Origin of the sequence: Hymenobacter gummosus, from assembly GCF_003970915.1 — a bacterium.
Taxonomy (GTDB): Bacteria; Bacteroidota; Bacteroidia; order Cytophagales; family Hymenobacteraceae; genus Solirubrum; species Solirubrum gummosum.
On record NZ_RXOF01000016.1, the window covers coordinates 1 to 24,949 of the forward strand.

At 65.1% G+C, this 24,949-nt stretch carries 23 protein-coding genes, 1 tRNA gene and 1 pseudogene; 9 read left to right on the forward strand and 16 right to left on the reverse strand.

Features of this window, described 5'->3' with window-relative positions; genetic code table 11:
• The 3 genes and pseudogenes from EJV47_RS29170 to EJV47_RS21995 form a co-directional block, all read left to right on the forward strand.
• Positions 1-107 (forward strand): annotated as a pseudogene (locus EJV47_RS29170) (IS982 family transposase); the annotation flags it as partial.
• Positions 108-370: 263 nt separating this feature from the next.
• Positions 371-526 carry a hypothetical protein gene (locus tag EJV47_RS28180; RefSeq protein WP_165903876.1) on the forward strand — a complete coding sequence of 52 codons (156 nt, stop codon included), beginning with the start codon at positions 371-373 and terminating at the stop codon, positions 524-526.
• Positions 523-2,238, forward strand: coding sequence for a sodium:solute symporter family protein (locus EJV47_RS21995; RefSeq protein ID WP_126695369.1), 1,716 nt, complete (start codon positions 523-525; stop codon positions 2,236-2,238). The genes EJV47_RS28180 and EJV47_RS21995 overlap by 4 nt, the downstream gene beginning before the upstream one ends.
• Positions 2,239-2,468: 230 nt before the next feature.
• On the opposite strand, the gene EJV47_RS22000 is transcribed toward EJV47_RS21995, so the two are convergent.
• From EJV47_RS22000 to EJV47_RS22040, 9 genes are all read right to left on the reverse strand, one after another.
• Entirely contained in the window at positions 2,469-3,515 is a 1,047-nt protein-coding gene (locus EJV47_RS22000; protein WP_126695370.1) for a DUF2911 domain-containing protein, read from the reverse strand.
• Positions 3,516-3,622: 107 nt separating this feature from the next.
• Positions 3,623-3,871, reverse strand: a complete 249-nt coding sequence (locus EJV47_RS22005; RefSeq protein WP_126695371.1) for a hypothetical protein — start codon at positions 3,869-3,871, stop codon at positions 3,623-3,625.
• A gap of 8 nt (positions 3,872-3,879) precedes the next feature.
• Positions 3,880-4,887, reverse strand: a complete 1,008-nt coding sequence (locus tag EJV47_RS22010) for a hypothetical protein (RefSeq protein ID WP_126695372.1) — start codon at positions 4,885-4,887, stop codon at positions 3,880-3,882.
• A gap of 412 nt (positions 4,888-5,299) precedes the next feature.
• Complete coding sequence (locus EJV47_RS28745; protein WP_126695373.1) at positions 5,300-5,488, reverse strand: type II toxin-antitoxin system HicA family toxin; 189 nt, start codon at positions 5,486-5,488, stop codon at positions 5,300-5,302.
• Positions 5,488-5,703, reverse strand: a complete 216-nt coding sequence (locus tag EJV47_RS28490; protein WP_207895964.1) for a type II toxin-antitoxin system HicB family antitoxin — start codon at positions 5,701-5,703, stop codon at positions 5,488-5,490. Before EJV47_RS28490 ends, EJV47_RS28745 begins: the two co-directional genes overlap by 1 nt.
• Before the next feature lie 34 nt (positions 5,704-5,737).
• Positions 5,738-7,588: an ABC transporter ATP-binding protein gene (locus EJV47_RS22025; protein ID WP_243651272.1), complete on the reverse strand. Its 1,851-nt coding sequence runs from the start codon at positions 7,586-7,588 to the stop codon at positions 5,738-5,740.
• 104 nt (positions 7,589-7,692) lie between these two features.
• The gene (locus EJV47_RS22030) at positions 7,693-8,175 is read right to left on the reverse strand and encodes an energy transducer TonB (protein ID WP_126695375.1); all 483 of its coding nucleotides are present in this window, start codon (positions 8,173-8,175) and stop codon (positions 7,693-7,695) included.
• A gap of 53 nt (positions 8,176-8,228) precedes the next feature.
• Positions 8,229-9,731 carry a sodium:solute symporter gene (locus tag EJV47_RS22035; protein ID WP_126695376.1) on the reverse strand — a complete coding sequence of 501 codons (1,503 nt, stop codon included), beginning with the start codon at positions 9,729-9,731 and terminating at the stop codon, positions 8,229-8,231.
• Positions 9,732-9,971: 240 nt separating this feature from the next.
• Positions 9,972-11,033 carry an NAD(P)H-dependent flavin oxidoreductase gene (locus EJV47_RS22040; protein WP_126695377.1) on the reverse strand — a complete coding sequence of 354 codons (1,062 nt, stop codon included), beginning with the start codon at positions 11,031-11,033 and terminating at the stop codon, positions 9,972-9,974.
• Positions 11,034-11,162: 129 nt separating this feature from the next.
• Here EJV47_RS22040 and EJV47_RS22045 point away from each other — a divergent pair, with 129 nt between their 5' ends.
• Complete coding sequence (locus tag EJV47_RS22045) at positions 11,163-11,417, forward strand: hypothetical protein (RefSeq protein ID WP_126695378.1); 255 nt, start codon at positions 11,163-11,165, stop codon at positions 11,415-11,417.
• Positions 11,418-11,715: 298 nt separating this feature from the next.
• Here the strand turns inward: EJV47_RS22045 and EJV47_RS22050 are convergent, their stop codons facing one another.
• On the reverse strand, positions 11,716-12,213 hold the full coding sequence (locus EJV47_RS22050) for a YciE/YciF ferroxidase family protein (RefSeq protein WP_126695379.1): 498 nt from the start codon (positions 12,211-12,213) through the stop codon (positions 11,716-11,718).
• Positions 12,214-12,516: 303 nt separating this feature from the next.
• Positions 12,517-13,545: an MBL fold metallo-hydrolase gene (locus tag EJV47_RS22055; protein ID WP_126695380.1), complete on the reverse strand. Its 1,029-nt coding sequence runs from the start codon at positions 13,543-13,545 to the stop codon at positions 12,517-12,519.
• Positions 13,546-13,657: 112 nt separating this feature from the next.
• Between EJV47_RS22055 and EJV47_RS22060 the strand changes: the two genes are divergently transcribed.
• Positions 13,658-14,314 (forward strand): hypothetical protein, encoded by a 657-nt coding sequence (locus EJV47_RS22060; RefSeq protein ID WP_126695381.1) that lies wholly within the window; start codon positions 13,658-13,660, stop codon positions 14,312-14,314.
• Between the two features lie 96 nt (positions 14,315-14,410).
• Positions 14,411-15,145: a Bax inhibitor-1/YccA family protein gene (locus tag EJV47_RS22065; RefSeq protein ID WP_126695382.1), complete on the forward strand. Its 735-nt coding sequence runs from the start codon at positions 14,411-14,413 to the stop codon at positions 15,143-15,145.
• Positions 15,146-15,487: 342 nt separating this feature from the next.
• Here the strand turns inward: EJV47_RS22065 and EJV47_RS22070 are convergent, their stop codons facing one another.
• The 3 genes from EJV47_RS22070 to EJV47_RS22080 all read right to left on the reverse strand — a co-directional run bounded on the left by EJV47_RS22070 (position 15,488) and on the right by EJV47_RS22080 (position 19,705).
• Positions 15,488-16,723 carry an MFS transporter gene (locus tag EJV47_RS22070; RefSeq protein ID WP_126695383.1) on the reverse strand — a complete coding sequence of 412 codons (1,236 nt, stop codon included), beginning with the start codon at positions 16,721-16,723 and terminating at the stop codon, positions 15,488-15,490.
• A gap of 185 nt (positions 16,724-16,908) precedes the next feature.
• On the reverse strand, positions 16,909-18,792 hold the full coding sequence (locus EJV47_RS22075; RefSeq protein ID WP_126695384.1) for a M61 family metallopeptidase: 1,884 nt from the start codon (positions 18,790-18,792) through the stop codon (positions 16,909-16,911).
• A 268-nt stretch (positions 18,793-19,060) separates the two neighbouring features.
• Positions 19,061-19,705 (reverse strand): class I SAM-dependent methyltransferase, encoded by a 645-nt coding sequence (locus EJV47_RS22080; protein ID WP_165903877.1) that lies wholly within the window; start codon positions 19,703-19,705, stop codon positions 19,061-19,063.
• A 100-nt stretch (positions 19,706-19,805) separates the two neighbouring features.
• Here EJV47_RS22080 and EJV47_RS22085 point away from each other — a divergent pair, with 100 nt between their 5' ends.
• The 3 genes from EJV47_RS22085 (at position 19,806) to EJV47_RS22095 (ending at position 21,706) form a co-directional block, all read left to right on the forward strand.
• On the forward strand, positions 19,806-20,522 hold the full coding sequence (locus EJV47_RS22085; protein ID WP_126695386.1) for a phosphatase PAP2 family protein: 717 nt from the start codon (positions 19,806-19,808) through the stop codon (positions 20,520-20,522).
• Positions 20,523-20,683: 161 nt separating this feature from the next.
• A tRNA-Leu gene (locus tag EJV47_RS22090) sits at positions 20,684-20,765 on the forward strand.
• Between the two features lie 281 nt (positions 20,766-21,046).
• Entirely contained in the window at positions 21,047-21,706 is a 660-nt protein-coding gene (locus tag EJV47_RS22095; RefSeq protein WP_126695387.1) for a phosphatase PAP2 family protein, read from the forward strand.
• Between the two features lie 60 nt (positions 21,707-21,766).
• Here EJV47_RS22095 and EJV47_RS22100 read toward each other — a convergent pair whose 3' ends face one another.
• Both EJV47_RS22100 and EJV47_RS22105 read right to left on the reverse strand, forming a co-directional pair.
• Positions 21,767-24,103 carry a GAF domain-containing protein gene (locus EJV47_RS22100; protein ID WP_126695388.1) on the reverse strand — a complete coding sequence of 779 codons (2,337 nt, stop codon included), beginning with the start codon at positions 24,101-24,103 and terminating at the stop codon, positions 21,767-21,769.
• A gap of 76 nt (positions 24,104-24,179) precedes the next feature.
• Positions 24,180-24,806 carry a hypothetical protein gene (locus tag EJV47_RS22105; protein WP_126695389.1) on the reverse strand — a complete coding sequence of 209 codons (627 nt, stop codon included), beginning with the start codon at positions 24,804-24,806 and terminating at the stop codon, positions 24,180-24,182.
• Between the last annotated feature and the right edge of the window lie 143 nt (positions 24,807-24,949).

The following is a 24,949-nucleotide window of genomic DNA, read 5'->3' on the forward strand; positions in this document are numbered from 1 at the left end:
TGACTGAGCGCTTCCCCAAGAAGATCCACGCCACCACGGCCGCCGGCTTCGCCCTTAAAATCGGCCTCTTCGTCTTTGTACACGCAATCGACCGCTTCGGACTGTAACCCGCAACTTGGGTAAGCTACAGCCTCTGAGATGCCACCTACTACCCCAGAGATGTTACCTACAGCCTCGGAGATGCCACCTACTACCCCAGAGATGTTACCTACAGCCCCGGAGCATTCACCTACAACCTCGCAGACGCGACCTACTGCCTCCGAGCGCGCCGCTACCGCCATCTGGCACGATATTGCCGGCTGACTCCGCGCTGCGCCCGCAACCTGCGCCGCCGCGGCCGCGTCCCTTCCGCACCCCAGCCCCGCCCGCCATGCCCCAGCCCGCCGCTTCGCCTCCCGATGCCCCCGCCAACGACGCCCGCCCCCCGCTGCTGCCCTCGTGGCGGGCCTGGTACGCGCTGGTGCTGCTGGCCCTGGCCGCCGAAGTAGCCCTGATGGTAGTTGTAACGCGCTACTTCGCCGCATGAGCCCCCTCGACTGGGCCGTGCTCATCGGCACCCTGCTGTTCATCATCGGCTACGGCACCTGGCGCACCCGCAAGGCCGGCCGCTCCCTCGACGGCTACCTGCTCGGCGGCCGCCAAACGCGCTGGTGGGGCGTGGGCCTGAGCATCATTGCCACCCAGGCCTCGGCCGTTACCTTCCTCAGCACCCCCGGCCAGGCCTACGCCGACGGCATGCGCTTCATTCAGTTCTACTTCGGCCTGCCCCTGGCCATGGTGCTGATTGCCGTCGTGGCCGTGCCCATCTACCACCGCCTGCGCGTCTACACCGCCTACGAGTACCTGCAGACGCGCTTCGACCGCCGCACCCGCACCCTGGCCGCGGGCCTGTTCCTGGTGCAGCGCGGCTTCAGCAACGGCCTCTCGCTCTACGCCCCCGCGCTGGTGCTGTCCGCCATCCTGGGCTGGAACCCGTCCCTCACCGTGCTGCTGCTGGGCGCGGTGATGATTCTCTACACCGTCAGCGGCGGTACCCGCGCCGTCACCGTCACCCAGCAGGGCCAGGTGGCCGTCATCTTCGCCGGCATGGCCACCGCCGGCTACCTGCTGGTGCACTACCTGCCCCCGCAGGTCGGCTTCACCGATGCCCTGCACCTGGCCGGCCGCCTCGGCAAGCTCAACCTGGTGAGCTTCGATTTCAGCTGGACCGACCGTTACAACTTCTGGACCGGCATGACGGGCGGCCTGTTCCTGGCCCTCTCGTACTTCGGCACCGACCAAAGCCAGGTGCAGCGCTACCTCTCGGGGCAGAGCATCACCCAAAGCCGCCTCGGCCTGCTCATGAACGGCCTGGTGAAAGTGCCCATGCAGCTCGGCATTCTGCTTATCGGCGTGCTCTTGTTCGTGTTCTACCTCTTCCAGCCCGCCCCGCTCAGCTTCAACCGCCCCCTCTACGAGCAGGTGATGAGCAGCCCCCAGGCCCCCCAGGCCCGCCGCCTGGAGCAGGAGTACGCCCTCATCCAGCAGGCCCAGCAGCAAACCGCCACCACCCTCATCACCGCCCGCCACGCCCACGATGCGGCCGCCCAAACCGTAGCCGAGCAGCGCCTGCAGGCCACCCAGGCCGCTACCGCCGGACTGCGCACCGATTGGCAGGCCCTGGTCAAGCAAGCCGCCCCCGCCACCGACGCCAAAGACACCGACTACGTGTTCATCTCCTTTGTGCTGCGCTACCTGCCCCAGGGCCTCGTCGGCCTGCTGATAGCCGTGGTGCTCAGCGCCGCCCTCGGCAGCGCCGCCGGCGGCCTGAACTCCCTGGGCTCCACCACCCTCATCGACCTATACCGCCCCTTCACCCGCCGCCAGCTGCCCACCGAGGCCCACCTGGTGCGCGTCTCGCGCTGGGCCACCGTGGGCTGGGGCGTGCTCGGCATTGGCTTCGCCCTGTTTGCGGCCCGCATGGAAAACCTCATTCAGGCCGTCAACATCCTTGGCTCCCTGTTCTACGGCACCATCCTGGGCATTTTCGCCGTAGCCTTCTTCCTGAAGCACGTTCACGGCCGGGCCGTGTTCTGGGCCGCCGCCGCCGTGCAGCTGGCCACCGTGCTCTGCTTCTGGCTCACCGACATTGCCTACCTCTGGTACAACCTCCTCGGCTGCGCCGCCGTGATGCTGCTCGCCGAACTGCTCCAGCGCCTCTGGCCCGAACCCGCCAAACGCGCCCTGGCGCCGGTTTAGCCGTCGAAGACGGCGTAACCGGTGCCCACCATAAAGCAGGTTTCCAACCTGCGTACCGCGTTGTTACCTCGGGCGGAACTGGTCGTCCAGGCGCCGGCCGCAGGCTGAAAGCCTGCCTTATTTCAGGCACCGGTTACGCCGTCTTCGACGGCGTAACCGGCGCCAGCCTCGACAAAAAAAGGCCCGCTACCGGATGGCAGCGGGCCTTTTTCCGTCAGACGGAAAGCAGGTTAGCTCTTCTTGTCTTCCTTCGGCTTGTAGAGGGCCTTGTCCTTCACCTCTTTGCTTTCGGCTTTCACCTCGGCCTTGTCCTTCTTCACCTCGGCTTTCACCTTGGTTTTCTCCTCGCCCTTCTTGTCCTCGGTTTTTACTTTCACCTTGGCGTCGCCGGCGGGCTTCAGCTCCCCGTTCTTGGCGTCAATCATCAGGGCCTCGTTCAGCTTCACGTAGTCCACGTTCTTGGCCTCCAGGGCCAGGGTGCGCGACTGTTCGGCCGAGGCCGTGGCGCCCTTGTAGTCCTTGAGCTTCAGCTTGATTTTGGCTTCGGTGTGCACGTTCCAGAACTTGGGCTCCTTCTCGTTGGCCTTCTGAATCCAGGTCAGGGCCTGGTTCAGGTCCTTGCCGTTGTCGTAGTAGTAGAGGGCGGCGGCGGCCAGGTCGTTGGCGGCGGGCGTGGCGTTTTTCACCACTTTCTCGTCGATCTGGGCCATTACCTTGGGCTCCACGTCGGCCGTGATTTTAAACTTGGCGCCGGTCAGCTCCCACTGCATGTCCACGTTGGCCGTGGCCGGGGTCATGTCGGCGAAGTTGATGGTGAAGGTTTCCACCTTCGAAGCCAGCTTGTAGGGCTTGATGCTCACGCGGGCCACGTCCTCGTCGTCCTTGAAGCCGTCGACGTTGGCGCCCTGCTTGAGGTTCTTGTTGAACACCACCAGCCACTCCGCCTTGTTCGGAATAGTGTAGATGCCGTACTCCCCGGCCGGAATCTTCTTGCCTTCCACCGTCACGTCGTCCGAGAACTTGATGCTGGTGGTCTGGTTGGCGCCGGTGCGCCAGCGCTTGCCGAAGGGCACCAATTCGCCGAAGATGGCGCGGCCCTTGGCGCTGGGGCGCGAGTAGGTGATGGTGACGTCGGTGAGGCCTACGCGCTGCTGCACGGTGCTTTTGGGGCTGGCGGCCGGGGTGTTGAGCTGAGCCTGCGCGGCCGAGGCGGTCAGGAGAAGGACGCCCGCCAGCACCGAGCCGGCCAGCCGCGAAACGCGGTGTTGTAGCAACATGAGAGAGGAGTAAGTGAGTTGATACGTTGCGGTAAAAGTACGGCTTTCGGTTGAAGTATGCTTGCTAATTCGGCTGGCTTTGTCAATGATATTAGCAAAAGTCGCAATCAGCCCGCGTACGGCAGCCCGTCTACCAGCAGGCGCGCGAAGGAGTCGTGGTGGTGCAGCAGGCGCCAGAAGCGCTGCAGCGACACCCGGGTGTAGGGCCCGTAGATGGTAAACGTGACCGTATCCGGCGCCGGGCTGAAGCCGCGGCTGTAGCGGGCCCCGGCGTCCATGGCGCCGTAGAACAGCTGCTGCACCGTGGGCCCATCCAGGTAGTTGGCGTTGAAGGAGACGCGCAAGCGGGTTTGCATGGTGGCGGTCAGGCGCGCTGAATGCCGTGCTGCTCCAGCAGCCGGAGCACATCGGCGGCCGTATGCGGGGCCTGTACCCGGTCCAGGTCGATGTATACCCCTACCTGTTCGCCGCTGAGCAGCAGAATCCACCGCCCGAAGCGGTGAAACCGTAGCAGTGCCACCCACGCCAGCTGGCTCTGCTGCACGTCGTTTTGAAGCAGCAGACCGTCGGCATTGAACTCGTACCGATTGAAGCCGCTCAGCAGAGGCGCCCGACGGTAGGTGCGCCACATCTGGTAGGGGATAAGCAGCACCGCCGCTATACCGACCAGCTGCAGCAGCGCCAGGCCCGGATTAGCGGTTGGCTGAGCGTCGCCCGCCACCGCCCCGCGCACCAGGGAAACGATGGATAGCAGCGGGAAAACCACGAGCCACATGGAAGGCTTGGTTTTCAGCGTGAAGCGCCAGGCCAGCCAGAAATACCGGCCGAAGGATAAGTGAACCTGCGGAATGATAATGGGCGTCATGAGGGCGGGCGTTACAGCAGGCCACGGCGCCGGAACAGGGCCGTTACGTCGTCGGCGGTAGCGGGGGGGCTGCACCCGGCTGGTCTGCAGGAAAATGGTGGTGCTATTGGTGGTGTTCAGTAGCCACCAGCCCGGCAACGACTGCACCTTGCGGATGGCGGCCCATTGGAAGGTGCCTTGCCCGGCCGAGCTGACCATGGCAATGGCCTCATCGGTAAGCGTATAGCTGAGGGGCTGGCTGAACACTGGATTGCCCCGGTAGGTCTTCCGCAGCGCCCGGCGCAGGGAGAAATGACCCAGCACCAGCAGCGCGGCTACGATAAGCCCGGAAGTAACGATACCCCAGCCTGTGGAGGGAAAGATGGTGCCACTTGACCAGAGAAAATACAGGAGCACGGCTGCCGGAGCCAGGCGCAGGGCCCAGGCCCGCCAGCCCAGTAGCTGCTTGTGAAAGTGAATAAAATCCTTCAATGACACCGTCACGTCGGCAATAACAATCGGCTGCATCGGGGCAAGTTAGCCAGGCGGGGTTGAAAGAGCTGGAGCTTATGGGAAAGTAGCGTAGAACCTGGATAACTGTTGCCGCTGCCACGTGTGAATATACTGGTTGATACCCGCGCGTAGTTGCAAGTCCGGCAGCGCTGGAAACAACGGCTAATCAGTAGGACTTTCCATCAACCAAGAACCGAACGAAAGGGTCAAGGCGTTGTAATCTGCTCCCAAGACGGTAAAATGATAATTCGGAAGCAAAACCGTGGATGATGAACGCCACGGTGTTGCGAGAATGCCCTGATACGTCTTCAAGCGCTACATTCCTATCCATGCACTCGTATACCAGTTGGATGACTGTTTCGCTATCCAAATGATTATCATTAAAGACAATGGTAATTCTGTTTTGCATAATTGAAAAGCAACTACGCTATGCAATAATAGGAATGCCTAATTGACGACAAATTATCCGGCACATTAAGTTGTCCAACTCACGATGACGGCCAACAGTTGATTGCTGACCAGTAGCCGTATTGACGTAAATTGAATGGTTTGCGCCCTCCCGCAAGAGGATGCAGCCGTGCTTAGTCAGGTGTTGAATCAGCTCCAGCCGCTTCATCAGGCAACCAATAATAATTCACGAGTTACTTTCTGTCCAACATAGCCCCGCTTAGTTTGTTCGCGCTGCGTCTCTAAGTAGAAATTTAGTGCCGAAAGCAGATTTGCTTTCAACTCCTCTACATTTTTTCCTTGCTCGATAACGGCTGGTAGTTCCTCTAGTTGACCAACTAGCCAGCCATTTTCGCCTTCTTGGATGATTGCGGTGAACTGCATGATTAACAAGCGTTAGGTGTGAAGTAAAGATATACTACGACGGCTGCAGCTGCAGCTTGAGCAGGTGGGCGTACTGCCCGTGCTCGTCGTGGCTCAGCTCCTCGTGTGTGCCCTGCTCCACGATGCGCCCGCCGTCGATAACCAGAATCTTGTCGACTTTGCGGATGGTGCTCAGGCGGTGGGCAATGATGATGCTGGTGCGGTTCTGCATCAGCTCGTCCATGGCCTGCTGCACTAGCTGCTCGCTCTCGGAGTCGAGGGCCGAGGTGGCTTCGTCGAGCAGCAGGATGGCGGGGTTTTTCAGGATGGCGCGGGCAATGGCAATGCGCTGCCGCTGTCCGCCCGAGAGCTTGATGCCCCGCTCGCCCACCACCGTATCCAGCCCCTCGGGAAACGACTGGATAAACTGCCAGGCGTTAGCCCGCCGGGCCGCGTCGACCACGTCAGCCTCCGGGGCGCCGGGGCGGCCGTAGAGAATGTTCTCGCGGATGGTGCCGCCGAACAGCAGCGTTTCCTGGGGCACGATGCCGATGTGCTGGCGCAGCTCCGTCAGGTCCAGCTCGTTGATGTCGCGCCCGTCCACGCGGATGGAGCCGCCGCTGAGCGGGTACAGGTGCATGAGCAGCTGCACAATGGTACTCTTGCCCGCACCCGAGGGGCCCACCAAAGCTACTTTCTCCCCGGCCTCGATGTGGAAGCTGATGTCCTTGAGCACCTGCAGATCGGGCCGCGTGGGGTAGCGGAACTGCACGTGCTCGTACTCAATGTCACCGTGCACCTGGAGCGGCGCCGTGCCGGCTGGCCGCGGCTGGTGCACCGGCTCCGATTCTTCGTCCAGGATTTCCAGAATGCGCTCCGAGGCGCCCAGGCTGCTCTGAATCTTGCCGTACATCTCGCCCAGCCCGGCCACCGAAGCGCCGATAAACATGGTGTAGAGGATAAACGACACCAGGTCGCCCATGGGCAGGTGGCGCGGGTCGGAGGCGGGCAGCTCCACGTACGAGGCGCCGCGCCAGAGCACCAGGAAGATGCCGCCGAAGATGGCCACGATGATAAACGACACGAAGCCGCCGCGGAACACGCTGGCTTTCAGGGCCGCTTCCACGGTGCGGTTCAGGCCGGCTCCGTAGCGGCTTACCTCGTGCTGCTCACTGGTAAAGGCCTTCACCGAATTGATTCCCTGCATGGTCTCTTCCACGATGACGTTGGTCTTGGCCAGCTCGTCCTGGGTTTGCTTGGAAAGCTTGCGGATGCTGCGCCCAAACAAGAAAGCCATCAGCACCAGCGGCGGAAACGTGGCCAGCATAAACAACGACAGCCGCCACGACTCCCACATGATGAAAGCCACGCCGGCTAGCAGGGTCAGAATCTGGCGCAGAAACTCGGCCAGCGTCAGCGTAAATGTGTCCTGGATATTGGCCACGTCGGAGGTCAGGCGGGAGGTAATTTCGCCCACCCGGCGCTGCTCGAAGAAGGGAATCGGCAGCGTAACGAGCTTCTGGTAGAGCGTGCGGCGAATGTCGCGCACCGAGAACTCGCTGACGCGCGAGAAGAAGAAGATGCGTAGAAAGGAAAACAGCCCCTGCAGCAGCACCACGCCGAACAGCACCAGCGCAATGCCGGTAATCGTCTTGGGCAGAAAGCGCGGCAGCGTGTGCGCTTGGTGGTTGGCAATGTTGACGAGGTAGCCCAGCATCTTGGGCATCACCATCGTGGAAATGCTGCTGAGCAGCAGCAGCAGCAGGCCCAGGATAAACGGAACTTTGTACGGCAGCACGAAGCGGAAAATCCGCATGCCGCGCTGGAAGTTTTCTTTGGTGAGCTTGACTTTGGGTACATCGGCCCCCACCTGGCCGCTGGTATTCATTCCGCTTCTGGCTGCCATCTTCTGAACGGTGAAATGGTGAGTTGGTGAAGTGGTGAGTTTGACGTTCGGGATGCCAGCACGTCACTCACCATTTCACCAGCTCACCATTTCACCTGACGTAGTTACTCGAATTTTACTTTACCCTTCTCCACAATCAACTCGCCGGAGTGGCCCACGGGCACGGCCAGCGTCACGTCGACGGCCACGGGCTTGCCCTTGCGGGTGGCGGGTTTCCAAGCCGGCATCAGCGCCAGCACGCGCAGGGCTTCGGCGTCGGCCTCGGGCGTGAAGCCCTTCTCCACCTTGACGTTGGTCAGGCGGCCGTCCTCGCCCACGTTGAAGCTGGTGAAGACGATGCCCGACTTCTGCTGGTCGAGCAGGGCCTGCGGCGTCTTCACATTCTGCTGGATAAACTCGCTCAGGGCGGGCTGCCCACCGGGGTAGGAGGGCGCCACGTCGGGGCGGTTTTCACCGGGCTTCAGCTGGGGGCGCATCTGGTCGGCGCGCATGACCACCGGGCCGCGCACATTGGGCGGGCGGCGCTGCTGAGCCGCGGCGCTGGCGCAAGTTGCCAGCAGCAGGATGAAGAGCAAATGATATTTCACGGCGGGGAGAAGCGGGTGAAGAAAGGCGCCGGCGCGCGGCGCAAAGGTACGGCTTAGCTAACCAATTCGCGGGCAGCGGGGTTCACCGCGGAGCCTACTTCGGCCGGGCGCGAAATGGCCAGCAAGCCCAGGAAAGTGAACAGCCCGTTCACCAGCAGAATCTCGAAGCCGAACTTGTAGCCGCCGAGCAGGACTTCGGAGCACCGGTCGAGGAAATAGCAGGCCACCGGCGGCCACACGCACATCCAGGGTACGTATTTGTCGAGGAGCTGGCGCCGGGTGAAGATGCCGAAGGCAAACAGGCCCAGCATCGGCCCGTAGGTGTAGCCGGCCGCCTTGAACACGGCCGTGATGAGCGACTGGTCGTTCAGGGCCCGGAAAATCAGGATAATCACCACCAGCACCACCGTAAACATGAGGTGGGTGCGGTGGCGCAGCGTGGTCTGCCGCTCCTCCGGGTGCCGGCCGATGTTGAGGAAGTCCACGCAGAAGGAGGTGGTCAGGGCCGTCAGGGCCGAGTCGGCGGAGGAATAGGTGACGGCAATGATGCCCAGGATGAAGATGATGCCCGCAAACAGGGAGAAGTGCTGGGTGGCCAGCATCGGAAACACGTCGTCGCCGATAATCTTGCCGGTGGGCCCCACGGGTAGCTGAATGCCCTTGGCGGCGGCGTATTGGTAGAGCAGCACGCCCAGCGACAGGAACAGCATGTTGACCGGCACCAGGATGAGGGCAAACCAGAACATGTTCTTCTGCGCGTCCTTGAGGGAGCGGCAGCTCAGGTTTTTCTGCATCAGGTCCTGATCAAGGCCGGTCATCACGATGGTGATGAAGATGCCCGAGACGAACTGCGTCCAGAACTTGCGCGAGTCCGTCCACTCCCAGAAGAAGATGCGCGACATGTCCGAGTTCTTGATGGTGCTGACCACCTGCGCGAAGCCCAGGTTCAGCTCCTCCGAAATCAGGTACACGCTCACGGCCACGCAGGTGAGCATGGCCAGCGTCTGGAAGGTGTCGGTCCAGAGAATGGTGCTCAGGCCGCCGCGGAAGGTGTAGAGGTAGATGAGCAGGATGCTCACGGCCACCGTCACGGCGAAGGGCACGCCCAGCTGGTCGAACACGGCAAACTGCAGCACCCCGGCCACCACGTACAGGCGCAGCGCCGCCCCGATGGCGCGGGAAATCAGGAACAGGGCCGCCCCGGTCTTGTAGCTCCAGAAGCCGAAGCGCTTTTCCAGGTAGGTGTAAATGCTGACCAGGTTGAGCCGGTAGTACAGGGGCAGCAGCACCGTGCCGATAACCAGATAGCCCACTAGGTAGCCCAGCACCACGGCCATGTAGCTCCAGGCCTGCGCGTGCACCATGCCCGGCACCGAAATAAAGCTCACGCCCGACAGGGAGGTGCCAATCATGGCGAAGGCCACCATGTACCAGGGCGCGTTGCGGTTGGCCACGAAAAACGAGGCGCTGGTAGCCTTGCGCGAGGTCAGGAAGGCAATGATGATGAGAATGACGAAGTAGCCGGCAATCAGGCTCAGAACCAGGGTGGGCGACATAGGCGGGAAAAGTAGGCGGCAAAGATACGCAATGCCACCCCCGTGGCAGACTTCAGCAGGCTGGCGCCGGTTTAGCCGCGCAGCGGCGTAACCGGCGCCGAAAATAAGACAGGCTTTCAGCCTGCGTCCGGCGCCCGAACGAGCGGTTGAGTCAGCTCGACAACGCTGTCCGCAGGTTAAAAACCTGCTTGCTGATAGGCGCCGGTCTGGCCGTCGAAGTCGGCGCAACCGGCGCCAGCCTTATCCCGCCGCAGCCCTCAGCTCGGCTACCAGCGTCCGCACCAGCTCGGCGGCCGGCAGGGCCCGGGCCAGCGGCGCACCCTGCCCGGCCCACTGCACCGCAAAGTCGGGGCTGCCCTGTGCCCGCGCCGCCGCAATCAGCGCCCGGCCGGCCTCGTAGGCCCGCGGGTAAGCCGCTACCGCCGGCCGCCCCGGCCCATCTACTTCCGCGGTGAAGCGCCCGACGAAGCCGCGGGCCGGCCGGCCCGAAATGACGCTGGTAATGGCCGTGGGCGGCTGGTCGGGGCTGAGCAGCCGGGCCCGGTACGCCGCATCGGCCGCCGACTCGGGGCAGGCCACGAAGGCGGTGCCGAGCTGAGCGGCCGCGGCACCCAGGCGCAGCACCGCGGCAATGCCGGCCCCGTCCATGAGGCCGCCGGCGGCTATTACCGGCAGGCGCAGCTCCCGCCCCAGCAGGCGCGTCAGGGCCAGGGTGCCCAGGCCGGCGTCGCCCAGCTCGGGCCGAAACACGCCGCGGTGCCCGCCGGCTTCCACACCCTGGGCCACCACGGCATCGAGGCCGGCTGCGGCGGCCAGCCGGGCTTCGGCCGGGGTGGTGGCGCTGGCCAGCAGCGCGGCGCCCGTGGCGCGCAGGGCCGCCAGCTTGTCGGCCGGGGGCAGGCCGAAGTGGAAGCTGACCACCGGTGGGCGCAGCTCCAGCAGCAGGCGCAGCAGCTCGTCGTTGTCCACGAAGCTGGGGTAGGGCGCGGCCAGCGTGGCGGGCGGCTCGGCGTCGAATTCGGCGAAGAAGGGGCGCAGGTAAGCCAGCCAGGCCGCGTCGCCCGCCGCATCGGGCGCGGGCGGCTGGTGGCAGAACAGGTTGACGTTGAAGGGCCGGCCGGTGCGGGCGCGCACTTCCGCTATCTGCTGGGCCAGGGCCGCGGCCGGGGCCGTACCCGCGGCCACGGAGCCCAGCGCCCCAGCCTCCGACACGGCCGCGGCCAGAGCCGGGGTAGAAACGCCGGCCATCGGGGCCTGAATAATGGGGTGCCGGATGCCAAGGCGGTCGAGCAGAGCAGTCATAAGCGCGGAACGGATGTGCCGGTAAGGTAAAGCCGACCGCCGCTAAAAAGTTGGCCGCAGCCGCCTAGCTCGACCAAAACGGGCCGCTGGCCGCTGCGTACAGTGAGGCAACACCTTTCCTGCCCGCTTATGCCCCTGCACCCCGAACTGGATAAAAAGCTCAGCAAGAAGTACGAGCCCAAAACCCGCATCGACGACGTATTTAAGGGCTACGACATCACCTTCCTCACCAACGAGCACGGGGAGCCGATGCTGTTGTTCTTTGGCCGCCGCCGGCCCGATGGCGCCATTGCCGGCGAGCGGTACACCCGCACCATCAAGCGCGTGCCCGGCACCCTCGACGTGCAGCACAGCCACTGGGACTTGCAGGGCAAAATCCGGTAGCGCAAGCAAACGGTTAACCCCGTAGTCATTGCGAAGCGTAGCCGCGGCAACCACAGGAAGACGTAGCTAATCTTTCATCTCGCGGTACAAACGGCTAGACTGGCAGCAACCGAAAAAGCATCCGAACGAAAATGGCCCCGCCCGAAACTTCGCATTTGGAGTTTCGGGCGGGGCCGTTTTTGGATAGTAAGTATTGGGTCGGCAGTGCTACTGGAGGAAAGCTTGACGCCGCTTGATGCGCGGAATGTCGTGCCTCCTCGCAATGACGGCCAATGTTACCGCTTGCGGCGTACCGGACCTACTCCGCTTTCTGGTTCAGGTAGTTCTTGGCCAGCTCGTTGAGCTTGGTGTCGGTGAGCTGCTCTTCCTCCAGCGTCTTGCGCAGCAGCTCAGCCGCGTCGGTGTAGCCCAGGCGCTCGGCGTAGTGGGCGGCGGTGCCGTAGGCCGCTATTTCATAGTGCTCGATTTTCTGTGAAGCCCCGATCAGGGCCGCATCCATTACTTCGTCGGTGGCGTTTTCCGACATCAGCTTCTGGCCTTCCTTGATGAGGCCCTTCATGGCCACGCAGGTTTCGCCGCTCAGGTCCTGATTCAGGGACTTGCCGATGCGCTCCAGGCGCTGCACCTGCTCCTCCGTCTCGCGCAGGTGCCGCTCGAAGCCGCGGCGCAGGCGGCCGTCCTTGGCCGCGGCGGCCATCTGCGGCAGGGCTTCTACCAGTTGGGTTTCGGCGCTGTAGAGGTCCTTCAGGCACATCAGCAGCAAATCGTCCAGGGTTTCCAGTTTGTCGAACAGCATCGTCGGTTGGGTTTGGGTGCGCGGCGGCCGGAGCATCCGGCCGCCCGCCTGCACCTACGCGCTGGCCCGGCTGGTGTTAAGGTCGAGCTGGGGCCACGGGCGGAGAACTGGCGCCGGTTTAGGAGCCGCCGGCGACGTAACCGGTGCCCCCAATCAGGCAGGCTTTCAGCCTGCGTCGGGCGTCCGGACCAGTCGTGTTCCGGCAGAATACAGCAACGTTCGACGCAGGTTGAAAACCTGCTTTATGTCGGGCACCGGTTACGTCGCCTGCGGCTCCTAAACCGGCGCCAGCTTTGCCTGCGGCTACTCCATGTCGTCGAGGCGCAGGGGCTGGCCCACGGCGGGCGTGTGCAGCTGGGCGTTCAGCCAGCCTTCGGCCCCAATCTGCTCCAGGATGCGCAGCGGCTCGGAGGCCGGCTCGTCGCTCAAATCGAAGGTGCCGTAGTGCATGGGAATGAAGTGGCCGGCGCGCAGCTGGTTGCTGACTTTGGCCGCCTCGTTGGGGTTCATGTGGCTGCGCTGCATCATAAAGGCCGGCTTGTAGGCCCCGATGGGCAGCAGCACCACGTCCAGCGGCCCGAACTGCGCCTCAATCTGCTCGTAGTGCGGGCCGTAGGCCGAGTCGCCGCCGAAGTACAGGGTGCGGCCGCTGGCTTGGTCGCGCAGCAGAAACGAGCCCCAGAGCACGGTGTTCAAGTCGGCCAGGCCGCGGCGGTGCCAGTGGGCGGCGGGCAGGTAGAACACCTCCAGCGCGGCGTCGGGGCCGAGGTCGAACTGCTGCCACCAGCCGGCTTCCTGGGTGGGCGGCAGCGTGCCCGCCGTGCGCCGCAGCAGCCCCGCCACCCGCAGCGGCCCGAGCACCTGCAGGCGCGGGTTCTGCCGGGCCAGCAGCCGGATGGAGTAGTCGTCGAGATGGTCGCGGTGGCCGTGGCTGAGCAGCAGGTAGTCGATGCCGGTGAGGTCCGAAGGGGCGCAGGGCAGGGCGTGGCGGCGCTTGATGAGGGGCAAATCGAACAGCACCGGGTCGAATAGAAACGTCTTGCCGCCCCAGCGCAGCCAGAACGAGGCGTGGCCCAGCCAGATGAGCGTGCCCTCGGCGGGCTGGCGCAGCTGCGCGGCGCAGTCCTGCACCGCGGGCGCCCAGGTATCGAGCTTTTTGGCCTCGGCCTGCGGGTTTTTCTGCAGCACTTTCCAGCGCAGCACGTTCGAGAAGGTGGGCTCGTAGAGCTGCTCGTCGGCGTTGGCAAACTGGCGGCCGACCAGCAGGTTGCCGGGGTAATTGGGGCGAATGGTCGGCAGCTGCTCGTTGCGGACGCGGCGGGAGGTAGGCATAGGGCCGGCAATATCGGGGGGCGGCCCGAAACTCCCCGCCTTTCCCCAAGGAGCGGTGTTGCCTGGCCGACGGCGGCTGTTATCTTGTTCCGTTATTACACTTCGCGTCCCGATGCCCGATTCCGGCTTTATCCAGTACCAGCAGTTTTCCACCGCCGGCGCCGCCCAGGCGTTGCTGGCCCTGCTCGAAGAGCACGACATTCCGTACCAGACCAGCCGCACCCGGCCCGCCGCCGAGCCCAGCTTCGCCTTCCACGACGCCCACCAGGGCTACCTGGTGCACCTGCGCCCCGCCGACGTGCCCCGGGCCAATGCCCTGCAGGACGAGGAAAACCGCCGCCTCATTGCCGACGCCGACCCCGGGCACTACCTGTTTGGCTTCACCGACCAGGAGCTGATGGACGTACTGGCTCACCGCGCCGACTGGAGCCGCTACGACGTGCAGCTGGCCGAGCACCTGCTGCGCCAGCGCGGCCACGCCCCCGAGGTGCAGGGCCTGCAGCAGCTCCACACCGACCAGGCCCGCCAGCTGCCCGCGCCCGAGCGCAGCCGCCCCGGCTGGCTGATCTGGGGCTACGTCACGGCCCTGCTGGGCGGGGTAGGGGGCATTCTGCTCGGCTGGCACCTGTACTCCAGCCGCGAAACCCTGCCCGACGGCCGCCAGCACCACACCTTCTCGGCCCACGACCGGGTGCACGGCCTCTGGATAATGGGCCTGGGCCTGGTGGCCCTGCTGGGCTTTACCGCCCTGCGCCTGCTGGCCGGCTGAAGGTCCGGGCACGTTGGGCGGGCGGCGGCGCCGTGCTATTTTTCGGCCCTTATCGTCCACTCGTTTTCTCACTTTCTATTCCCCACCGTTTCTCCGATGGAAAACTTCACCCCCGACCAGGCCCAGGAGCCGCGGGAAACCCAGATTATGCTGTCGGCCGAGGAGGCCGCGGCCATTCAGGCGCGCTTTATGACGCAGGTATACGGCTGGATGGCCGGCGCCCTGGCCGTGTCGGGCGGCGTGGCCATGCTCGTGGGCGCTTCCTCCGATTTGCAGGAGCTGGTATTCGGCAACCGGCTGGTATTCTGGGCGATGCTGCTGCTGGAAATATTCCTGGTCGGCTACATCGGCGCCCGGCTGATGAGCATGTCGGCCAGCCAGGCCATCGGGGCCTTCGCGGCTTACTCCGTGCTCAACGGCCTCACGCTGGGCATCGTCTTCATGGTGTACACGGCCGACAGCGTGGGCTCGGTGTTCTTCATCACGGCCGGCACCTTCGGAGCCATGAGCCTCTACGGCTACTTCACCCGCACCGACCTCAGCAGCTGGGGCAACCTGCTGTTTATGGCCCTGGTCGGCCTGTTCCTGGCCTCGCTCGTCAACCTGTTCTGGCACAACGGCACCTTCTACTGGATTCTGTCCAGCATCGGCGTGCTGCTGTTCGTGGCCCTCACGGCCTACGACACCCAGAAGGTCAAAGCCATGGCCTTCGTGGGCCTCGAAGACGAGGAGCTGGACCGCAAAGCCGCCGTGTGGGGCGCCCTCACGCTCTACCTCGACTTCGTGAACCTGTTCCTGTACCTGCTGCGCTTCTTCGGGCGCCGGCGCTAAGCCTGACCTGATAAGCCAGCCGTAAAAAGCGCTGATTCGCCCCGAATCAGCGCTTTTTGTTTGGGGTAGCAGCTCCCGCACGACTGTCATGGATGCCGCCGAGGATTTGTGCAGCAGCCAGCTCGTGCCGCCGCCACCCGCGCGGTGGTACCACGTCAACAACCACACAGGCCGTCCCAGCCGCGTAGCGGCGCCACAGCAATAGCCGAAGTCGGTCGAACGAAAATCCGAGCTCCGGAGGAGCGGCACCTTGACCGCGCAGGTTCGGTGCCGCTCCTCCGGAGCTCAGTCGTTCTGTCCATCCGTTCTACTACTGACGTGGCGCCGCTACGCGGCTGAGGACTACTCTGCCCCGGCTGCCGGCTCCGGCGCCGCCCGCCAGCGCCAGGCCAGCCCGGCTACGCCCGCCAGGCACAGGGCAAACCACAGCCAGGGCAGGCGCAAATCGGCCACCGACAAGGCCCCGTACACCACGGTGGAGGCAATGCTGCCCAGCCCCTGCACGGCCTGGTTCAGCCCAAATATTTCGCCGCGGTCCTGCTCCGAGGTGCGCCGGGCAATGAGGCCTTCCAGCAGCCCGGGAATCAGCGAGAGGGTGAGGCAGTCGACGGCGACGGTGACGAACAGGGCCAGGCGGGAGGCGCCCACCAGCCCGTAAGCCGCCAGCACCGGCACGCCTAGCAGGGCCAGCCACAGAATGGCGCGGCGCTGGTTCAGCCGGTCGGCCAGGAAGGTGAAGAACACGTAGTTGACGCCAATGCTGAGTGTGCCGAAGAAGATGAAAAACCACGACAGCGCCCGGGCATCCATGCGCAGTGCGCCCAGGCTGGCGTAGGGCACGAAGTAGGAGTAGTAGCCGATGCTGAGCGTGAACAAGAGCTGCGTGACGACCAGCGGGGCCAGCCCCGGGTGCTGCCGGTCTTTCTGCCGGATGCGCCGCCACAGCCGGGGCACGTTCAGGGCCTCGCTCACGGCGTGGCGCAGGGCCCGGCGGCTCAGGCCGGGGTGCTCGGCGTGGGTTTCGCGCACCAGGCAGCTCAGGCCCACGTTCAGGGCCGCCAGCGCCATGGCCAGCCCCACCACGTAACGGGCCTGCTGGCCCGGCGGCACGTCGTACAGGGTCAGCAGCAGCCCGCCGGCCATCGGCCCGATGACGAAGCCCAGCGAAATAATGGCCCCCTCGATGCCCAGGTTGCGAAATAGCCGCTCGGGCGGCGACAGGTCGGTAATGGCCGAGCGCACCGTGGCGTACATGCCGTTGGTGAGCCCGTCGCTGAGGCGGTTGACAAAGTACAGCCCGGCCCGCACCGGCAGCAGCAGCCCGTTGGCCAGCAAGGTGCCGAGGGCCGATAAAATCAGGATGGGCCGGCGCCCGTAGCCGTCGGAGAGCTTGCCCAGCAGCGGCGCCGACACCAGCTGCATGCCCAGAAACAGCCCAGTGCCCAGGGCCAGCCACAGCTGCGGCCGCGGCAGCCCGCGCACAAATTCCGGCACGATGGGCCCGGTGGCCGCCCCCACGATGACGTCGAGCAGAATTACGGCGTAAAGCAGCCAGAGGCGGCGGTCGGGGCGGGGCATGCGGGGCGGTTGAGCCAGCAAGTACGTAAACCGCGGGCTCAAGGCATTCGAATAGGGTGTAGGGTTGGAGCATCTGTGCCGGCTCCACCCTACCCCATAGGAAGGGCTGAACTGGCACAAGCCCCCCAACCCTACACCACTTTGCGCATTGTTTCGGGGTACTTAGGTCGGGTCAGTAGCGGGGTTTACTTCGCCTTGGCACCCAGCCAGGCGGCCCGGAAGGCCAGCTGCTCGGCCGTGGGCTGCTGCCCGGCCTGCTCGGCGGGCACCACTTCCAGCGCCGAGGTGGCCGCCAGCGGTACCTGCACCGTGCGCACCTGCCCGCGCGAGCGGACTTCCACCGCCACCACGTCGCCGACCTTGTGCTTCTTGAGCGCTTTGGCCAGGTCGTCCTCCTTTTTCAGCTCCCGCCCGTCGAAGCGCCGGATTTCGTCGCCGCGGTCGAGGCCGGCCTGGTAGAGCGGCGTACCGATGGCCGTAGCGGTGCCCACCACGAAGCGGCCGCCCGCAAACTCCACCTGCCCGGGCTGGCCGAAGGTGGGCTCGGTGGGCCGGGCCGGGCGCACCAGCAAGCCGGCCGGGGCCAGCAGGGCGGCGTAATCGTGCGGTGCGGCGGCTGAGTAGATGTGCTGGCGGAAAAACTGCCCGGCAAAGGCCGTGTCGCCGCTCACCTGGCCCAGCAGACGCTGCAGCTCGGGCACGGTGTAGGGCCGCTGCGGGGCAAAGTTCTGCTGGGGCTTGCCGTGCTGCTGCCACACCAGGCGCATGTACTGGTCGAGGTCCGACTTGTAGCGCTGGCGCAGCAGCAGGTCCAGGGCCAGGGCGTTGGCCCCGCCCACGTAGTAGTACGACTGGAAAGTGTTGGTGCGGTTGTTCGGGTCGATGGCGCGGGCCGCGTCGACGAAGGGGGCCTGCTGGCTCATGTAGATGGCCCCGTAGCGCTTGGCCCCAGGCACCTGCATGGAGTTGACGAGGCCCGTCAGTGCTTCCTGGCAGTACTGCTGGTCGGTGGTGTAGGCCCCGGAGCGGCGCAGCAGCAGCTCACCGTAGTACTGGGTGAAGCCCTCGGCAAACCAGAGCATGTCGCTCATGTTGGCCCGCTCGAAGTCGAAGGGCTCCAGGTCGCGCGGGCGGATGCGCTCCACGTTCCAGCTGTGGAAGAACTCATGCGAGACGGTGCCCAGGTTGTCGAGCGCGCCGGGGCCGCTAATCGGGCGCGGGCTGGTGAGCGAAGTGGAGTTGCGGTGCTCCATGCCGTCGCCGCTGGCCTGGGGCAGGTAGTTGGCCACGAAGGTGTAGCGCCCGAAGTCGTACTGCGGCAGCTCGCCGAACACGGCCCGGGCCTCCTTCACCACGCCCTTGCTCAGCTCGGCGAAGCGGTCCAGCTCGGCGTCGGTGCCCGCGTGCAGCACCGCCAGCTCGATGCGCTGCCCGGCCTCGTCCCAGCTGCGGACTTTCTGGGCCCCCAGCGAAGTGGGCGAATCCATGAAATACTGCAGGTGCGGGGCCTCGTACTGGCCCGGCACGGCCGCCCCGTTTTGCTGCACCGGCTGCAGCTGGGTGGCCACCGTCCAGCCCGCCGGCAGCTGCTCGAAGCTCACGCGTACCGGCCGCTGCTCCAGCCCGCGGGCGTAGGCGAAGGTGGCCGGGATGTTGAGGTGGGCGTGCTGCGCGTCGATGCCGGCGTAGGTGCCGTCGGTCCGGTCGCCGTAGAGGGTGTAGCGCAGGCGCACGGTGCCGTCGGCGCCGGGCGTCACGTCCCAGCCGTAGGGGTCGGGGTGGGCGAGGGGCAGGGGCCGGCCCTGGGCATCGGAAGCCTGCACGTCGTACACGTTCTTGGCGAATTCGTGCAGGGCGTAGCGGCCGGGCGAGGAGCGGGCCATGCGCACCTGCAGGGGCCGACCGGCGGGCACCTGCGCGAAGGTGGCCTCCACTTGCGCCTCGTAGTGGGCGGCGTTGGGGAAGCTGATGCGGTATTGCACGGCAGGAGCTTGCTGAGCGCGGCCAGCCAGCGGGGAAGCCAGCAGGCCCAGGCCCAGCAGCAGCCGGGCAGAAGAAGTCAAAAGCATACGGAAAGCGGGAAAGGCCCGAAAGTACAAGCCGCCCAGCAGACACCGAAACCCGGGCCACCGTTGCCGCTAGCGTCGTAGCGCGGTAGCGCGTCAGCCGCGCCGCGTGCGTGTAGCGCAAAGCTCTGCTTCGCGTATCCTGAACGACAGGCGCAGAGCGAAATCAGCCGAATGAGAATGAGTAAGATTACTATCTGGGATACGCGAAGCGGAGCTTGACTACGTCGACCTTCGGTTCGCGCTACACGCGGACGAAGCACAGCCGGCGCTACGCTCCGGCCTCCCAGGCACTGGCTTCCACCAGCCCGCCGGACAGCCGTTGCTGCCACTGCGGCCGCAGGCCCAGCCGCGCCAGCGCCCCGGCTATATCGGGCAGCTGCCGGCCCGCTACGCCCGAGGTCAGCCCGAAAAAGCGGTACATGAGCCACTGCAGGCCGCGCTGCCAGCTCTGGCGCGGTGGGGCGAAGTCGGCCACCAGCCAGCGGGTGCGGGCGTGGGTATGAGGCTGCAGGCGCTGGAGCAAGGCGTGCAGCTCGGGCGCCGGAAACAAATCGAACAGGAAGAAGGCCAGCACCGCGTCGAACTGCTCGTCGGGCCGCAGCGCCGCCTCGGTGCCGTGCCGGAACTCCACCCGCGCCAGTAGCTCCGGCGCCGTGGCGGCCAGGTGCTGCGCGGCCCGGGCCAGCATTTCGGCCGAGGCTTCCAGGTACAGCACCTGCCCGGCCCGGCCCGCCTGCAGCAGCTCCGGCAGCACCCGCCCCGTGCCCCCGCCGATAAACAGCACCCGCGCCGCTTCATCGGGCAGGCCGCGCGCGAGGGCGAGGCGCTGGGCCGCCAGCAGCCGCGGGCCGAACACCAGCCCGGCCAGGGCATCGTAGTAGCGGGCCACGGAATCGAAGTCGGGAGCGGGCATGGCGGGGGTAGGGTGAGGGTGCAACATACGCACAGCCGGGGCGCGGGCACATCCCCGGGCGGCGGGTTTACGTTTTCCCAGGGCCACTACTTCTGCGCCCATGACCACCCACCTGCGCCGCCTCTACGCCGGCTTCGTGCTGTTCATCTCCGAGTTTGCCCTCACGTTGGCCGTCGGCACGGCGGCCGTGCTCATCTTCCTGCTGCTGGGCCGGCAGGTGCTCGGCGACGGGCAGTTGGGCTTCGACCTGGGGGCCTACCACTGGGCGCAGCGCTTTATCGGCCCCGAAAACCGGGCCTGGGCCGAAGCCATTACCTTCTTGGCGACGCGCAACTTCATTACCGCCGCCGCCCTGCTGCTGATTGGCTACTTCCTCGTCATCCGCCGCCACCGTTGGTACTCCCTGCGGGTGCCGGTGGTGGCCCTGGGCAGCATCTCGCTGAACCTGCTGCTGAAGGCCTTCTACCACCGCCCGCGCCCTGATAGCCCGCTGGTGTCGGCTTCGGGCCTGAGCTTTCCCAGCGGCCACGCCATGATTTCGGCTTCCTTCTACGGTTTGCTCATCTACCTCACCTGGCGTCACGTCGACAACAAGTCCCTGCGCTGGCTGCTCATCGTGCTGCTGAGCACGCTCATTCTGCTCATCGGCCTCACCCGGGTGTACCTGCGCGTGCACTATGCCTCCGACGTGCTGGCCGGTTTCTGCGCCGGGGCGCTGTGGCTGCTGGTGGCCATTCCCATGCTCAACCGCCTGGAGGAGCTCATCAAGCGCCGCGTGCGCAGCGCCCCCGCCGATTCCATTCTGCCCGCAGAGTGAAACTGTAGCGGGGGAATGAAATTTTTCCCGCTGATTATCAGTAGGCAACTGTTTTGTTAAGAAAATCTTTTGCGCCGGGGCTTGACAACTGCCCCAAGTGCCTCTACTTTTGTATCACAATTCGGCGCTGCACTACCAACAGCGCCGAAAATTGAAAAGCTGCGGTTGTGGCGAAATTGGTAGACGCGCTGTCTTCAGGCGGCAGTTCCGAAAGGTGTGAGAGTTCGAGTCTCTCCGACCGCACAAACCGAAAGCCGGTTCCGAAAGGACCGGCTTTCGTGTTTTCAGGCGTTTTCCGTGGTGCCAAGACTCCAGAAGTCTTGGCACCACGGCGTTTACCCCGCACCGCTGGGAATGGCTTTTCCGTTTTCATCCGCTTGACGGGCCTGGCCGAACAGCTGGCCCAATTCCGCGGTAAGACCCGGCCCTTCAGCTTACCGCCGCCGCGGAGCTTAAAAAAGTGTTGCCACGACCTGGAAGTCGTGGCGCCCCGCACCGGTTTGTCGTAAGCCGAGAAGCTACCCATGAACCGACTGACGCAATTTCTGCTTCGCCTGCTGGGCCAGCTCACCGCCGAGCTGCTGCTGGTTGGCGGAGCCTTTGTGCTGGCCTTCACCGCCTTTCTGCTGCTTACCCGCTTCGTATTTGGCGGCCACCCCGAGCACTTCGACCAAGCTGCCTTCGATGCCGCCGACCGGCTGCGCGCCGCCTGGCCGGGGCTGGAGCCCTGGGTGAAGCGCGTCACGTTTTTTGGCTCCCTGCGCTGGTTTGTGGCGGTGGCCGTGCTGGGGCCGGCGCTGCTGTGGTGGCTGGGCCGCCGGCGCGAGGCCGTGGAAATCTTCGCCGCCATTGCCGGCTCGGCCCTGCTGAACCAGCTCATCAAGCACTTTTTCGGCCGCGTCCGGCCCGTGTCGGCCCTGATCTACCAGCCCGGGCTGAGCTTTCCCAGCGGCCACGCCATGATCGGACTGGCCCTGTACGGCATGCTGGCCTGGCAGCTCTGGCGCCACGGCCGGCATCCGGTCGGGGCCGCGGCCCTGCTGCTCTGGGCCCTGCTCATCGGCTGTACCCGCATCTTCCTGCACGTGCACTACGCCACCGACGTGCTGGCCGGCTTCGCGGCAGGCGTGGTGTGGGTGATAGTGGTGCAGTGGACGGTAAGAGAAAAGGGTAGGCGGGTGTGAGGGTAGGAGTTTAGGGGTTATTGTTCTGACTAACTCCCAAACTCCTACCCTCATACCCTCTTACCCAACCTTCACTTTCACCCGGATGGCCATGAGGCCTTTCACGCCCTGCAGCTCCTCCAGCTCCAGCTCCTCCACGCCGGGCTCGAGCAGGCCGCGGTCCTGCAGATAGTCCACGTACTCGCGGTACTCGGCGGCTTCGCGGGCCTGGGCGTACACCAGCGCGATGTGGCCGGGCTGGGTCAGCCGCTCCCCGGTACCGGCTACGGTGGCCTTGTCCACGCGCTTCTTGATGATTTCGTAGCGGATGTTGTAGGCCCCGTCCACGTCGAACTGCCGCTCGTCCATGCGGAAGCGGATGCTCAGCGGCTGCGAGTGGATGAGCACCAGCTGGGTGGTATCGAGCGGGACGGGCAGGGTGGGCTTGAGGCGGTGGGTGAGGCGGGTGATTTCGCAGGTCACCAGCAGCTGCCACAGGCGCAGGTTTTTCAGGAAGATGAGGTCGAAGGGCTTGTCGTGCACCAGCGAGGCGCCCACGTAAATGTTGTACTCCACCCCGTCGGTTTTGAAGCGCTGGAAGTAGTGCGGGAACATGGCCTGGGCGCGGCGGTCCTCCTCGTCGAGGTAGTCGCTGACGGCGTCGTTGAGCTGGGTGATGCTCTGCTCGAAGGCCTTGCGGCGCTTGTACAGAATGCCCAGCTCGGGGTCGATATTCGACCAATACTCGCTGATAACCGGGCGCAGCTCGGCCGTGTGCTGGGCCAGGTACTCAAACAGCGGCTCCACCTCCGACTTGAGCGACTCCAGGATGCTTACCTCGTCGCCCGACAGGATGCCCTGGCGCAGCTTGCGCAGGTTCTTGCCCACGTAGAACTTCAGCTCGTCCAGAATGGGCAGGGCCTGAAACTCGGTGGCTTTCTTGAGCACCCGGTTGGCCAGGGTAAGGTGCTCAATCAGGTCACCCTGAATGGCTTCGTTGCGGGCGGTGCTGCTGCCGCGCACATCGGAGGAGGCGTAGAGCGGGTACACGTCCTGGAACACGATGGGCTCCATCTCCGCGTTTTTGTTGCCCTCGTCGATTTTTTCGAGCAGGTTCAGGGCCGCGTCGGTGAAGCGCCACTCCATGCTGGGGTGAATGGCGGTGAACTTTTCCTTCACGATAGCCTGCACCCGGGTCTGAATTTCCTCCGCGTTGCGCTTTACGGCCACGGCCACTAGCGGCAGAAAAGCCGTGACCTTGTCGATGGCAAACTCGTCCAGGTCGCCGGGATTGGGGGAGCCCAGCTCCAGCAGGCCCACCGCGTCGTCGCCGTAGGGCAGCAGGGCCAGGATGGCCGAGCGGATGCCGATGCTGGTGAGCTGCTCGCGCAAGTCCTCCGGGATGTCGGCCGTGGCCACGTCTTCGAGCACCAGCGGGCGGCGCAGCTCACTAAGCTGCTGGTAGATGCGCCGGAAGCCCGAGCTGGCGTCCTGGCGCTGCAGCTGCTTCATCAGGAAGGAGTGGTTGATCTTCCGCCCGAAGTCCACGAAGGCCTTTTTCTTCTCGTCGTAGGCCGCAATGCCGAGCTGCAGGAAGGGCCGGCCGAAGAGCACGCGCAGCTTTTCCTGAATCTGCTCCAGCCGGTCGGAGGCCTGCAGCACGTCGCGCTCCAGCAGGTCGTACTTCAGCTCCGAGAGAATTTCCTGCTCGGTCACGTCGCTCAGGTGCAGCAGGTTGAAGCCTTCGAGGGCGAAGTTTTCGGGCGGCAGCAGCTCGCGCCAGAGCGACACGTTGTAGGGGTGGCGGCGCAGCTGCTCCAGCTGCGCGGCATCGAGCACGGGCTTTTCGCCCACCACGCGCACGTCGAGAAAGGCCGAGTTGAACGACACGCTGTAGTGTCGGTACAGGCCGATGCGGTAGTCGGGCACGGTGAAGATGATGCTGCCGTAGTGGTCGGGCATGTCCTCGCCGTAGAGCTTCTCCAAGATCTGGGCGTACACCATGTGCACCATGTGGCGCTCCATGGTGGCCGCGTCGATGTTCAGGGGCTGCTTCACCCGCTTATCGGGCGTGAGCAGCACCTCCGCGAAGCGCGGGGTGTGGTAGAAGCTCTGGCGCTGAAAGGGCGGAATGGCCCCGCTGATGTCCTGCTCGAAGGAAGCGGGCGGGAACATGGCCACCATCAGGGCCTGCACCAGCGGCTGGTGGGCGTCGAGGACGCTGGCGTCGGGCAGGGGGCCGCGCAGTTCGGGGGCATTTTCCACTTCGCGCAGAATACCGCGCGCCAGCATGGCCACGCCGGGATTGGCGTCGTCGGTGCGGGCCTGCCACCACGCAATGATGGGCTCCAGGCTGAGCGTGGTTTGAAAGAAAAAGACTGGCGGGGGCGCCGGAGTAGCGTCGGAAGGGCGGGGCATAGGGGTAGGGGTGGCCGCGCAGCGGCTAGGGCGTGGCTGCCGGTGTATACGCAGCCGCTGCCCCGGCGGCCAACGCTTACCGCTTCAGCTCGGTAACGACGCGCGGGGCGCCCACGGGGCTGGTGGCATCAATCCACTCGGTGGTGCTGGCCGGGCGGCTCAGGTCGCGCAGGGTGAAGCGCTTGTGCTTGTTGCGGTAGCAGGAGCAGCAGCCGTCGCCTTCCACCTGGCCCTGAATTTCCACCCGCCCGATGTAGTAGCGCTTGACGGCCGGGCGCCGGCGCAGGGTGTCGGGCACGATGATGGTGTAGCGGAAAGAGGAATCGGGATACTGGGAGCCCACCTTGTAGCCGGTCACGACGGCAAACGGCCCGGTGTTGTCGATGACGATGGGCGTGCGGAACACGGTGCTGCGGGGCCGCACCACGCGCGCTGTATCGGACTTGCTGCCCGCCGGGATGTTGCCCACGGCTACCGAGTCGCGGCGCGGGTAGGCCGAGCGCACGATGAGGATGGTATCGAGCTGGCCGGCGCGGAAGCCGGTGGGATTAGGACCCAGGGAATCGGCGCTGAACTGGAACAGCAGCGCGTCGACCTGGTTGTTGGCGCACTCGCAGGATTTGGCGCCGCAGCAGCCGGCAAACAGCGCCGCGCACAGCAGCAGGAACAGAACAGGCCGCAGGGCCGCAGAAATCAAAGTCATCGGGAGTAGCTACGCGGCCTTTACGCGAAGGTCTTGCTCGGTCGTCGGCAGCCGGCTGGCCGCAGCAGACTAACGAGCGGGCCGTAAAAATAGTGGTGCCGCCGCTGAAAAGGCAGCAGCTGGGGTAGCGGCGGGCAATTCAG